The 12,018-nt window shown below is 61.3% G+C and carries 11 protein-coding genes; 5 read left to right on the top strand and 6 right to left on the bottom strand.

All coding sequences use genetic code 11. The features are described from left to right. Positions 1-95 precede the first annotated feature (95 nt). From gluQRS to thpR, 4 genes are all read right to left on the bottom strand, one after another. Positions 96-1,004 (bottom strand): tRNA glutamyl-Q(34) synthetase GluQRS, encoded by a 909-nt coding sequence (gene gluQRS / locus G5315_RS13440; protein ID WP_421333197.1) that lies wholly within the window; start codon positions 1,002-1,004, stop codon positions 96-98. A 111-nt stretch (positions 1,005-1,115) separates the two neighbouring features. Beyond that, a complete protein-coding gene (gene dksA / locus G5315_RS13435; RefSeq protein ID WP_005335644.1) occupies positions 1,116-1,565 on the bottom strand; it encodes an RNA polymerase-binding protein DksA in 450 nt (149 codons plus the stop codon). A 119-nt stretch (positions 1,566-1,684) separates the two neighbouring features. Next, a complete protein-coding gene (gene sfsA, locus G5315_RS13430; RefSeq protein WP_421333196.1) occupies positions 1,685-2,428 on the bottom strand; it encodes a DNA/RNA nuclease SfsA in 744 nt (247 codons plus the stop codon). Beyond that, positions 2,425-2,967, bottom strand: coding sequence for an RNA 2',3'-cyclic phosphodiesterase (gene thpR, locus G5315_RS13425; RefSeq protein WP_421333195.1), 543 nt, complete (start codon positions 2,965-2,967; stop codon positions 2,425-2,427). Before thpR ends, sfsA begins: the two co-directional genes overlap by 4 nt. A gap of 178 nt (positions 2,968-3,145) precedes the next feature. Here thpR and hrpB point away from each other — a divergent pair, with 178 nt between their 5' ends. The 3 genes from hrpB (at position 3,146) to G5315_RS13410 (ending at position 8,446) form a co-directional block, all read left to right on the top strand. Further along, positions 3,146-5,593 carry an ATP-dependent helicase HrpB gene (gene hrpB, locus G5315_RS13420; protein WP_421333194.1) on the top strand — a complete coding sequence of 816 codons (2,448 nt, stop codon included), beginning with the start codon at positions 3,146-3,148 and terminating at the stop codon, positions 5,591-5,593. Positions 5,594-5,666: 73 nt separating this feature from the next. After that, a complete protein-coding gene (gene mrcB, locus G5315_RS13415) occupies positions 5,667-7,985 on the top strand; it encodes a penicillin-binding protein 1B (RefSeq protein WP_421222837.1) in 2,319 nt (772 codons plus the stop codon). A gap of 59 nt (positions 7,986-8,044) precedes the next feature. Beyond that, positions 8,045-8,446, top strand: a complete 402-nt coding sequence (locus G5315_RS13410; protein ID WP_421333193.1) for a VOC family protein — start codon at positions 8,045-8,047, stop codon at positions 8,444-8,446. Between the two features lie 78 nt (positions 8,447-8,524). Here G5315_RS13410 and G5315_RS13405 read toward each other — a convergent pair whose 3' ends face one another. Then, positions 8,525-8,845, bottom strand: a complete 321-nt coding sequence (locus G5315_RS13405; RefSeq protein WP_421333192.1) for an SMR family transporter — start codon at positions 8,843-8,845, stop codon at positions 8,525-8,527. Further along, on the bottom strand, positions 8,842-9,228 hold the full coding sequence (locus tag G5315_RS13400; RefSeq protein ID WP_421333191.1) for a DMT family transporter: 387 nt from the start codon (positions 9,226-9,228) through the stop codon (positions 8,842-8,844). Before G5315_RS13400 ends, G5315_RS13405 begins: the two co-directional genes overlap by 4 nt. A gap of 158 nt (positions 9,229-9,386) precedes the next feature. Here G5315_RS13400 and G5315_RS13395 point away from each other — a divergent pair, with 158 nt between their 5' ends. Further along, entirely contained in the window at positions 9,387-10,268 is an 882-nt protein-coding gene (locus G5315_RS13395; protein WP_421333190.1) for a LysR family transcriptional regulator, read from the top strand. Positions 10,269-10,378: 110 nt separating this feature from the next. Continuing rightward, positions 10,379-11,959, top strand: a complete 1,581-nt coding sequence (locus G5315_RS13390) for a DUF3369 domain-containing protein (protein WP_421333189.1) — start codon at positions 10,379-10,381, stop codon at positions 11,957-11,959. The last annotated feature ends 59 nt before the right edge of the window (positions 11,960-12,018 follow it).

The following is a 12,018-nucleotide window of genomic DNA, read 5'->3' as shown; positions in this document are numbered from 1 at the left end:
TGCTGACAATTGATCCCGCATGAAACCGTCTGCCAGCGAAAATAGCGGTCTATCAGCGCCCAGCTCACGCCTTATTACACGAAAACCGGCTCTTTTTACTCAAGATCCAGCGGGATCTTCTCGCTGGCTGGCACCCGTTCGAGCTGCCAGTTGGCGATGCCCCATTCGATGATCTCGTCGATCCGGCTTGCCATCAGCTCGGGCGGCGGGCACTGGCCGAGGAAGTGCAGCGCCTGCCACAGGGCCGGTCGCACCTCATCGAGCGCCAGGGCCGGCGCATGGTTCTGCTTGGAGAGCTTGTTGCCATCTGCCAGCACCGCCAGCGGTAGATGCACCCAGTCGGGCACAGGTGCACCCAGGGTCTGGTAGAGGGCAATCTGGCGCACCGTGGGCTCCAGCAGATCGGCACCGCGCACTATCTCGGTGATGCCGCTGTCCATATCATCCACCACTACTGCCAGGTTGTAGGCGTAGAGCCCGTCGCGTCGACGGATAATGAAATCCTCCTCGGCGAGCGCTGCAGGGACCGCGATATGGCCCTGCAAGCGATCGTCGAAGTGATAGACCGGATGGTGCTGGCGCAGCCGGGCGGCGCAACCTTCGGCCGCAAGCCCCAGCGTGCGGCAGTGGCCGCTGTAGAGACCGCCCGCGGCCATGATTTCGCGCCGGGTGCAACGGCACCAGTAGAGGTCCCCCGCCCGATAGAGCTGGTCGATGATCTCGTCATAACGGCCGTGGCGCGCGCTCTGGAACATCACCTCCCCATCCCACTCGAGGCCATATGCCTCAAGGGTCTTGAGGATCAGGGCCGCAGCCCCCGCCATCTCCCGCGGCGGATCGATATCTTCGATGCGTACCAACCAACGTCCCTGCTGCGCTCTGGCCTGCAAAAAGCTGCCGAGGGCGGCGATCAGCGAACCGAAATGAAGCGGGCCTGAGGGTGAGGGAGCAAAGCGGCCGACATAGGGGCGCGCAAGGGGTGAGGACGGGGGATTCACTGGCATGACTGTTCGGGTAAGCGATTCATTGAGGCTGCATTCTGGGGCGCGACCGCCAAAAGCTCAATAAAAAAGGGAGCCCGCGAGCTCCCTTTTTTATATACCAGAGGGTCGGGATCAACCGGCCATCTGTTTTTCCTTGATCTCGGCCAGCGTCTTGCAATCGACACAGAGGTCGGCAGTCGGACGGGCTTCCAGACGACGGATACCGATCTCGATACCGCAGTGTTCGCAGTAACCGAAATCATCGTCTTCAAGCAGCTGCAAGGTCTTCTCGATCTTCTTGATCAGCTTGCGTTCACGGTCGCGGGTACGCAGTTCAAGAGCGAACTCTTCTTCTTGCGCGGCACGATCCACGGGATCCGGGAAGTTGGCTGCCTCGTCTTTCATATGGTCGACGGTACGATCAACTTCCTGCATAAGTTGGTTGCGCCAGGCACCCAGGATCTTGCGAAAATGCGCCTTTTGTTGGTCATTCATGTACTCCTCACCCGGCTTTTCCTGGTAAGGCGCGACACCCGCAATGGCCAGGGGGCCCAGAGATTTCCTGTTTTCGCCTGTTGGCATGCCCTGTCTCCTAATTCAGCACGCTACCCGTGCCATCCATAAATTGAGGGCGACATCTATAGCAGAAGGGTAACGGGTAAGCAAACGAGCCGTACCAATAATGTTACCCACTCCAATATTTATGCACTCCCCTCGGGTAACAGGTGACCAGATTCAAACGGGATAAACCCTTGAGCCACCATGCCTTGCACCCCAACATGGGGCCGATAGCATAAAATTTCAACCCCCGCCGCGATTGCCTGCTCAATTAGCAGACTATAGTGCGGATCTATATGGGTTGCAGGGCGCATCCGGCTTATTCCGGAGTGCAACACCATAAAGAGCAGCACGGCCCTGTGGCCCGCCGCTTTCATCGCCATCAACTCGCGCAAGTGCTTGGCACCACGGGCGGTGACCGCATCAGGGAAGCAGCCCATGCCAGCCTCCTCCCGCTCATCGAGCAGGGTGACCGATTTTACCTCGATGTAACAATTGCCCTTCTCGTCATCTTCCAGCAACAGATCGATGCGACTGTTCTCTTCGCCATACTTCACCTCGGTGCGCAACCGGCTGTAACCCGCCAGCGGGGCGATAGCCTCCTGCTCGATCAGCTCCCGGGCGATCTGGTTGGCACGCGCCGTGTTGACGCAGATAAAGTGGCCCGCCGGGCTCTCGGCGATCTCCCAGCTGTTGGGCAGCTTGCGCTTGGGGTTATCGGAGGTGGAGTACCAGACCCGGGTGCCAGGATCGGCACAACCGGTCATGGCACCGGTATTGGCGCAGTGGATGGTGATGACCTCGCCGTTATCGAGTTGCACATCGGTCAGAAAGCGCTTGTAGCGGGCCACCAGCTGGCCCGATTCCAGGGGGGGATCAAAAATCACGGGTTAGCCCTCCGCGCATCTTCTTTTACCCGGGCACGCAACGGCCAGCAGGCAAGCGGCTCATAGCGCACCCCGTCCGAAGTCGAGATGGATTGATAGAGGCAGAACTCATCGGCTTGCAGCAGAAAATTTGGGGCTGGCAGGATGGCAGGCGCCTCGCCCGCCTTGCGCGACAGGGTGACATGGGGGCGATAACCCTGCTCGCCATTGCCAAGACGCAGCTTCTCGCCGTGGCGGCGCAGCGCCTTCGCCAGCACGGTCAGCTCGTTGGGCCACTCCTTCGGGCCAATCCAGGCCGCCTTGGCCCGGCTGAACCAGCCGGTCTCATCCAGCCTGATGGTGAGCGGCGGACAGTGCTGACGCTCCACGGCGGCGATCAGGCGGCGGGTGGCCAACTCGTCAGCCTCACCCAGAAATGCCAGGGTCAGGTGGAGGTTGGCTTGCTGCACCGGCTGACCGGGCCAGGGCTGCTGATCGCGCCAGGCGATGAGCTCAGGGGCGAGCTCCTTGACGGGCAGGGCAAAGAAGAGTTTGGCCATGTGGTGATAATGCCTTTTTCACGCTCATTGGATGAGCCCATTCTATGGCAGCCATCCGGCCATGTCTCGCCAGCCTCCCGCCCGAGTGGCCATCTGCGCACATCCACTCACGGTGGCGCGGGTGGCTGTGGCAGAATAGGCGCCGTTTTACCGGTTGCTACAGAAGGTGCTCATCGCGTTGTCCCAGCTCCCCATCGTTTCGGTATTGCCCGAACTCTTTGCCGCCCTCGACAGCCACACCAGCGTGATCCTGCAGGCGCCACCCGGCGCGGGCAAATCGACCCTGCTGCCGCTGGAGCTGGTGCGTCAGAACCGGCTGCCCGGCCGCATCATCATGCTGGAGCCACGGCGCCTGGCTGCGCGCAATATCGCTACTTTTCTGGCGCGCCAGCTCGAGGAGAAGGTGGGCGAGCGCATCGGCCTGCGGGTACGCGGTGAGAGCCGCACCAGCTCAGCGACCCGGCTCGAGATCGTCACCGAAGGGGTGCTGACCCGGATGTTGCAACAAGACCCTGAGCTGACTGGCGTCTCGCTGGTGATCTTCGATGAGTTCCACGAACGCAGTCTGCACGCCGATACCGCATTGGCCTTCGCCATCGAGAGCCAGCAGGGATTGCGCGATGATCTCAAGCTACTGGTGATGTCCGCAACCCTGGATGGCATGGCACTCGAGACCTTGTTGCCGGATGCCCCTGTGGTTCGCTCCGAGGGGCGCGGTTTCCCCATCGACTACCACTACCGCCCCGCCAATCGCCAGCAGTGGCTGGGGCCGCAGGTCGGCGCCGTGGTGCTCGAAGCGCTGGCCGAGCAAGATGGCAGCCTACTGGTCTTTCTGCCGGGACAGGGTGAGATCGAGCGACTGGCGCAATGGTTGGCAGACAAACTGCCGGACGACGTGACCCTCGCCCCCCTCTACGGCCGCCTCGACATGGCGGCGCAGCAGGCAGCCATCGAACCAGCGCCTGCCGGCCGCCGTAAGCTGGTGCTCACCACCAATGTGGCGGAGACCTCCCTCACTATTGAGGGGATTTCGGTGGTGATCGATAGCGGGCTGGAACGACGGGCCTCCTATGATCTGAAAAGCGGTGTCACCCGACTGGAGACCCGCCAGATAGCCAAATCCTCCGCCACCCAGCGGGCAGGCCGCGCCGGTCGTCTCGGCCCTGGTATCTGCTACCGGCTCTGGAGCAGCGAGGTGCAGGAGCGACTCGCCGAGCAGAGCCCGCCAGATATCCTCACTCAGGAGCTGACCGGCCTGCTGCTGGATGCCGCCCAGTGGGGGGCAAAGGTGGAAGATCTGCCGCTGCTGGACATGCCCCCCGCCGCTGCGGTGGCCAGCGCCCAGCGGCTGCTGGTGGATCTTGGCGCCATGAAGCCGGAGGGTGAGCAACAACTCACTGCCGCTGGCCGCGCCATGGCGGCCTTCGGTACCCACCCTCGGCTCGCCCGCATGCTGCTGCGCGCCCGCGAGCTGGAAGCTGAAGGTCTGACAGGGATTGTCGCCGATGCCGCTTATCTGGTGGCGTTGCAGGAAGAAGATCTGCGAGGATCGGAGCGCCTCTCTGTGCTGTTCCACCGCCGTCAAAACGCTCTGCGTCAGGGGGCGCTCCGCTGGTTTGAACGGCTTGGCGTGCGCCCTGCCAATGCACAGGGTCAGTGGCTGGGGCTGATCTGTGCCCTCGCCTGGCCGGATCGCATCGGCAAACTGCGTAGCGGCAGTCGCTATCAACTCAGTGGTGGGGTGAGCTGCGATCTGGTAGAAGGTCATCCCTGTCAGGGACAAGCCGCCCTCATCGCCATTGAGATGGGGCAGAACGATCGCGGCAGCCGCATCTTTATCGCCGAACCGGTCGATCTGGACGAGCTGGTACGCCTGCTGCCGGAACTGGTGAGCGAACGGCAGTGGTTCGACTGGGATGAACGTGAAGAGCGGGTGCGCGCCGAACGCCAGCAGGTGATCGGCGAGCTGGTGCTGAGCCAGCGACCGCTGACCGAACTCTCTGACGAGCAGAAAGGGCGCTGCCTGCTGCAAGGCATTCGCCGCAAGGGGCTGCATGTGCTGCCGTGGGACGAGAGCAGCGAAGGGCTGCTGGCCCGTCTACGCTGTGCCCGCGACTGGCTGCCCGATGAGGGGTGGCCAGCCATGGATGACGACAGCCTGCTGGCCACCCTCGAACAGTGGCTGCTGCCAGCGGTGAGCGGCATGACCCGGCTTGAGCAGTTGAAAAAGCTCAACCTCGGCGACATCCTGCGCCAATCTCTGCCCTGGCCACTGCCCAAACGGCTGGACGAGGCGCTGCCGAGCCACTTTGCGGCACCGACCGGCAGCCGGGTGCGGATCCGCTATCAACCGGGGCAGGCACCGGTAATCCCGGTGCGCATTCAGGAGATGTTCGGGCAAGGCTCGACCCCCTGCGTGGCCGATGGCCGAGTACCGCTGGTGGTGGAGTTGCTCTCCCCCGCCCAGCGACCGCTGCAGATCACTGCTGATCTGGCCGCTTTCTGGGCTGGCTCCTACGAACAGGTGAAAAAAGAGATGAAGGGGCGCTATCCCCGCCACTACTGGCCGGATAATCCGCTGGAGGCGATGCCGACCAAGGTTACCAAAAAGAAGATGGGCATCTAGGTTCGATGGGTTAATCCCGCTCGGACGTTCGCGAATGCGACATAACAAGTAGAAAGGAAAGCAAAGAGGATTTATGGCAACCCAACGACGCAAGCGTGCCCCCAAGAAGGCTGCGCCCAAACGCACCATCTGGCGCAAGCTGTTCTGGCTTGGCTTCAAGCTCTCCCTGGTGGTGGCAGCCTTTATGGTGGTGTTTGGCATCTACCTCGATACCAAGGTGCGCGAGCGCTTCGATGGCGAGAAGTGGCAGCTGCCGGTGATGGTCTACAGCCGCCCGCTGGAGCTCTACCCCAGCCAGCGCCTGTCGCGGGACCAGATGCTGCGCGAGCTCAATATGCTGAGCTACAAGCAGGTGCGCCAGCCTCACACGCCGGGTGAATACACCATCAACGGCAACCGCATCGAGCTGATTCGCCGTCCGTTCGAGTTCTATGATGGCGCCGACGGTGCCCGTGGCCTGCGCCTCACCTTCAACGGCCCGCGCCTTGAGGGGATCCAGTCGCTGGAGAACCAGCGCCAGCTCGGTTACGCCCAGATGGACCCGGTGCTGCTCGATCGCCTCAATACCGAAGATCGGGAAGATCGCCTGCTGGTGCGTATCGCCGAAGTGCCCGACAGCCTGCTGGTGACCCTGCTCACCACCGAAGATCGCGACTTCTACCAGCATGGCGGCGTCTCGCCAGTGGCCATCATGCGCGCCATGTTCGCCAACCTGATCGCGGGTCGCACCGTGCAGGGGGGCAGTACCCTGACCCAGCAGCTGGCCAAAAACTTCTTCCTGACCCGTGAACGCAGCCTGTGGCGAAAACTGCAGGAAGCCTATATGGCGGTGCTGATCGACTATCGCTACAGCAAGGACGAGATCCTCGAGTCCTACCTCAACGAGGTCTATCTGGGGCAGAACTTCTCGCAAGGGGTCTACGGCTTCGGCCTCGCCTCCTACTTCTACTTCGGCATTCCAGTCAACGAGCTGGATATCGATCAGGTCGCCCTGCTGGTCGGTCTGGTAAAAGGCCCCTCCTATTACGATCCCTGGCGCTTCCCGGAGCGGGCCAAGACCCGCCGTGATCTGGTGCTGAAGCTGCTGATGGATCACGGCAGCCTGACCCAGGCCGAGTATGAACTGGCCAGCCGTCAACCCCTCGGCATCATCGCCCGTGGCCAGATGAGTTATGGCCGCACCCCGGCCTTTATGGGACTGCTCAAGCGAGAGATCCAGAGCCGCTTCGGCGCCGATCTGCTCAAGCAGTCCGGCCTCAAGATCTTCACCAGTCTCGACCCCATCGCCCAGCACGCGGCCGAGCGGGCGGTCGAATCGGGCCTCGCCGATATCGAGAAACTGCGCGGCAAGAAAAAGCTGGAAGCGGCCATGGTGGTCTCCGACTGGCATAAGGGCGAAGTCGTCGCGCTGGTGGGTGGCCGCGATCCCCGCTACGCCGGGTTCAACCGGGCGCTGGATGCCCGCCGCCAGATCGGCTCTCTGGTGAAACCGGCGGTCTACCTCACCGGTCTCTCCAACGGCCTGACCCTGGCGACCCCGCTCAAAGATCAGCCGATCCGTATTCGCGGTCAGGATGGTCAGGTCTGGACGCCGCAGAACTACGATCGCAAGTTCCGCCAGAGCGTGCCGCTGATGGATGCGTTGGCCAGCTCCCTCAACGTGCCGACCGTCAATCTGGGTCTGCAGGTGGGGCTGGAGAAGGTAGTCGACACCCTGCACAAGCTGGGAGTCCAGCAGGAGATCCAGCCCTATCCGTCGCTGGTGCTGGGGGCGGTGGCCCTCTCCCCGCTGGAGGTGAACCAGATGTATCTGCCCATCGCCAATCAGGGACTGACCCAGCCGCTGTCGGCCATTCGCGCCGTGGTGAACGGGGATGGCAGCCTGCTCTATCAGCATGATCAGACCGCCAAGCGGGTCACCGACCAGCAAGCAAGCTGGCTGACCCTGTTCGCCATGACCAAGACGGTGAGTCAGGGCACGGCCCGCGCCCTCAGTGCCAAGTTCCCGGGCGCCACCATGGCGGCCAAGACAGGCACCACCAACGAGCTGCGCGACTCCTGGTTTGCCGGGATGGACAACAACGAACTGGTCAGTATCTGGGTCGGTCGCGACGACAACACCCCGGCGGGCTTGACCGGTGCCAGCGGTGCCCTGCAGCTCTTTAGCGGCTACATGAGCCAGCGCGGCGTCAACAGTCTGGGATTGAAGATGCCGGAAGGGGTCACCTGGGCCAACTTCTCCCGCGCCAGTGGCACCCGCGTCACCAGCGACTGCCCGGGCAGCCTGCAGGTACCGGCCAAGACCTCGACTATGGGCTCCCCGACCAGCTGCGCCGGCAGTACGACGCCACGCAGTGCCCTGGATGAGTGGTTCGGTGGATTCTTCAACTGACATCGCGAGAGGAGCTGCACGGGCGGCCCCTCTCCCCAGCCTGCTTACAAGGAGTCATCATGAGCCAGCCGTTGTTTGAGGCTATTCACCACATTGCCATTATCGCCAGCGATTACCCACGCTCGCGCCACTTCTACCACGAGGTGCTGGGGCTGCCCATCATCGCCGAGACCCTGCGCGAAGAGCGCCAGTCGTGGAAACTGGATCTGGCCCTGCCGGACGGCAGCCAGCTGGAGCTGTTCAGCTTCCCCTCGCCTCCCGAGCGTCCCTCCCGCCCCGAGGCGTGCGGCCTGCGCCATCTCGCCTTTCGGGTCAGCGACCTTGACCGGGTCATCACCCATCTGCATGCCCATCGAGTCGATGTTGAACCAGTGCGGGTGGATGAACTGACCGGCAAGCGCTTTACCTTCTTCGCCGACCCGGACGGTCTGCCGCTGGAGCTCTACGAAACGCCGCGCTGAGCCTGCATCGACCAAGCAATCAGCCAAACAAAAGCCTCCCGGTTGCTACCGGGCGGCTTTTCTTATTGCTTCAGGTTATCAGGCGGTCGTCAGCATAACGACAGCCAGCGCCATCACCATCATGCCGGCCCAACCGATGGGCTTGAGCCGCTCACCGAAGAAGAGCAAACCGCCCAGTGCCGTACCGACGATGCCGATGGCCCCCCAGGTGGCGTAGGCCACGGCAAGGTCAATCTTGCCGCCGCTTACCGCTTCCGAAAGCAGGGTAAAGGCGCCGAGTACCAGCATGATGCCGAAGACCCCCCACCCCTTGTAACGAAACCCCTTGGAGCGGTTGATGGCCATGTTGGCGCCGATATCGATCAGTGCTGCCCCCAGTACAATCACAAACGGACTCATGCTGTGGCCTCCGCTTCTACTGACTTGTCTGCGGGCTCATCATGGGTCTCCCCCATGGTCACCATAACAATCCCCACTATCGCGAGAGCCAAGCCAATCAGCTCCTGAACGGTCACATCGTAACCAAGGAACATGACCGACACTATGGTGATCAAGGTGATCCCGAGCCCCTCCCAGAGCGCAAACGCAATACCAATGGAGATTGTTTTGGCGGCTTTTGCCAGCAACCAGTACGAGAAACCGATCAACAGCCACATCGGGATGTAATTCATCCAGCCAGCCCCCTGCTCGGGGATCATGGTCATGCTGGAGGTGCCGGCGACCTCGGTCAAGATGGCGCCGGTCAAAAACAGCCGGGCCAGAAACATACGACTTAATAACATATAGGATGCCTTTGTTGCTTCGACGGGAGAGATGGTAAACGGGGAGAAGCAACTCGCGACAATCGCTCAGCGTCGATTATTCCGACGCCACAGGTTTGCCTTGCCTTGGTTCGGCACGCTAAGGTGATGGTGAAAAACTCCGCCATGGTCTGTAAAACATGAAGCTATATCAGATAGAACTCTTTGTAGAGTCAGCCAATAGCGGCTCTATAGCCAACACCGCCCGTCGTCTCGGCAAAAGCCGCAGCGCCGTCAGCACCGCCATCGCAGCACTGGAAGTTGAGCTTGGCGTCGAACTTTTCGAACGAGGAGCCAATCAGAGTCGTCTGACCGAGATCGGCGAGCTGGTACTTGATGATTGCACTCGCCTGCTTCAGGCGGCCAACAGCTTGCAGCAGAAGTGCAAACATTACGCCTCGGGTGCCGAAGTGGCGCTGCGGGTTGCCCGCGATGACGCCATCCCCGAGCAAGTGTGGCGCGAGATGCTGGCCAGCCTGCACAACCAGTTTCCCGGTACCAGTATCTCTCTGGTGCTCGCCTCTCCACCCGAACTGCCGGCGCTGGTTGAAGAGGGATTCGTAGATGCCGCATTTGGCCTTATTACCGAAGATCAGGAGCGCAGCGGCCTCAACATCGATCTGCTCAACCCGATCCGCACCCTGATGGTGGTGGCGCCCAGCCATCCGCTGGCCGGACTGAAGCGGGTCAAACAGCAGGATCTGACCGATCACACCCAGGTCACTCTCTCGTATGTAGATGAATTTTCTGTAAAAAGCCTGCTACCTGTGGGAGGCCAGCATATCGGTCTCTCCAGCTTCGAGTTGATGCGCAATGCGGTCCTCGATGGGCTGGGCTGGGCAGTTCTCCCCTCGCCACTGATCCAGAGCCAGCTGCGACAAGGCACCCTGCTGACCCTGAAGCACAAGTTCAGCCTGCAGTGGCGAGACTATGGCGTCTATCTGGCAGAAAATGCCTATCACGGCAAAGTATTGGCCTGGTTGAAAAAATCGATCCAGAGTTATCTTGAGCCTTTCGAGTAAAGATGAAAGAGGCGGTGCCAGCTCACGATATCTGCTTATCCTGATGCTCCTGACAGAGGTGATCGTGCATACTGTTCACATACTCATTGAGCGCCGGAGGCGTAACCGATATGAGCAGTGCCCAAGACAAGGACGATATCTGGCTGGATGACGACATCATCGAACTCGATGATGAAGAGGTCGTGGTCCCCAAGGCACTCAATCCCTGGCAAGTGCTGATCGTGGATGATGAGCCGGATATTCATCACGCCACCCGGCTTGCCCTCTCCAATATTCAGTACAAATCTCGCCCGCTCGAGCTGCTCAACGCCTACAGCGGTGCTGAAGCCGCCACCATGCTGGAGGCCAATCCCAAGATAGCCCTGATCCTGCTCGATGTGGTGATGGAGACCGAAGATGCCGGTTTGCGGCTGGTGCACCGGATCCGCAACGAGATGCGCAACTCGCTGGTGCGGATCGTGCTGCGTACCGGCCAGCCCGGTCAGGCACCGGAACAAAGGGTGATCCTCGATTACGACATCAACGACTACAAGACCAAGACCGAGTTGACGGTACAAAAACTCTTCACCACCGTCATCGCCTCCCTTCGCTCCTACGAAACCCTCAGCGCCATCGACAAGAGCCGACAGGGACTCGGCAAAATTCTGGAGGGCGCGGGCGATCTCTACCATCTCCATTCACTCAAGGAGTTTGCTTCCGGCGTGCTCAAACAGATCAGCGCCATTCTCGATGTGGGCACCGAAGGGGCCATCTGTGCCGAACGCCGCCCAGGCGAACATGGGCTTGAGATCCTGGCGGCAACCGGAGACTACGAGGCGCTGCTGGAGGAGAAGAGCCTTGATGAATTTTCTGCCCTGAAAGAGTCGGTCATGAAGGCGTTAAACGAGCGCTGCAACCGCTTTGAACACCCGCAGGACTCTCTCTATATTGCAGCCCAGAATGGCCGCGAGTTCGTGTTGAGCTTCACCCCGACCCAGCCTCTGGATCCTCTCGAGTGCGATCTGCTGGATGTCTTCTGCCAGCGCATCTCGGCAGCCTACGACAATCTCTACCTCTACAACCAGCTGCTTCGTGCCCAGGAGGCCACCGTGGTGGCGCTGGCGGCGCTGGCGGAGTTTCGTGATTCCGATACCGGCGAGCATGTCTTGCGGGTGCAGAAGCTCTCGGATGCCATCGTGGCCGAATTGAAGCAGATGGCGGTCTACCCGGAGCAACTGACTCCGGAGTTTGTCGAAATGATCGGTATGGCTTCCATCCTGCACGATGTGGGCAAGGTGGGCACCCCGGACCATATCCTGCACAAGCCCGGCCGTTTCGACCCGGAAGAGCGGGCCATCATGGAGCAGCACGCCGGCATCGGCGCCAATATCCTGCACAAGGCGGGCGAAATGGTGGAGGGAACCAGCTACCTCTCTCTCGGCGCCGAAATCGCCCGGGGCCACCACGAGCACTTCGATGGCAAAGGATACCCGCAGCAGCTGGCTGGTCAGCAGATCCCCCTGTCGGCGAGGATTGTGGCGGTGGTCGATGTATTCGATGCCCTGCTCAGCAAACGCCCCTACAAGGAGCCCTGGACGCTGGCACAGACCATGGAGTATATCCAGTCCCGCTCCGGCACCCAGTTTGACCCTCATGTAGTGACAGCCCTGTCGCGACTGGTCAACGAATCGAGACTCCCCTACTCGCTCTGACCCTCTTTGCTCGCAACTCCACATGCCCTGCCGGTGACCAAGGTCAGCTGCAGGGCATC

This window comes from Aeromonas sp. 603607, assembly GCF_049171595.1.
GTDB classification, from domain to species: Bacteria; Pseudomonadota; Gammaproteobacteria; order Enterobacterales; family Aeromonadaceae; genus Aeromonas; species Aeromonas veronii.
This window is presented reverse-complemented; position numbering and strand designations above follow the sequence as displayed.

Bases quoted from the DNA above. Each gene is read 5' to 3' on its own strand.
- gluQRS (WP_421333197.1), bottom strand. From the start codon at position 1,004: ATGCCAGTGAATCCCCCGTCCTCACCCCTTGCGCGCCCCTATGTCGGC.
- dksA (WP_005335644.1), bottom strand. From the start codon at position 1,565: ATGCCAACAGGCGAAAACAGGAAATCTCTGGGCCCCCTGGCCATTGCG.
- thpR (WP_421333195.1), bottom strand. From the start codon at position 2,967: ATGGCCAAACTCTTCTTTGCCCTGCCCGTCAAGGAGCTCGCCCCTGAG.
- mrcB (WP_421222837.1), top strand. From the start codon at position 5,667: ATGGCAACCCAACGACGCAAGCGTGCCCCCAAGAAGGCTGCGCCCAAA.
- G5315_RS13410 (WP_421333193.1), top strand. From the start codon at position 8,045: ATGAGCCAGCCGTTGTTTGAGGCTATTCACCACATTGCCATTATCGCC.
- G5315_RS13405 (WP_421333192.1), bottom strand. From the start codon at position 8,845: ATGAGTCCGTTTGTGATTGTACTGGGGGCAGCACTGATCGATATCGGC.
- G5315_RS13400 (WP_421333191.1), bottom strand. From the start codon at position 9,228: ATGTTATTAAGTCGTATGTTTCTGGCCCGGCTGTTTTTGACCGGCGCC.
- G5315_RS13395 (WP_421333190.1), top strand. From the start codon at position 9,387: ATGAAGCTATATCAGATAGAACTCTTTGTAGAGTCAGCCAATAGCGGC.
- G5315_RS13390 (WP_421333189.1), top strand. From the start codon at position 10,379: ATGAGCAGTGCCCAAGACAAGGACGATATCTGGCTGGATGACGACATC.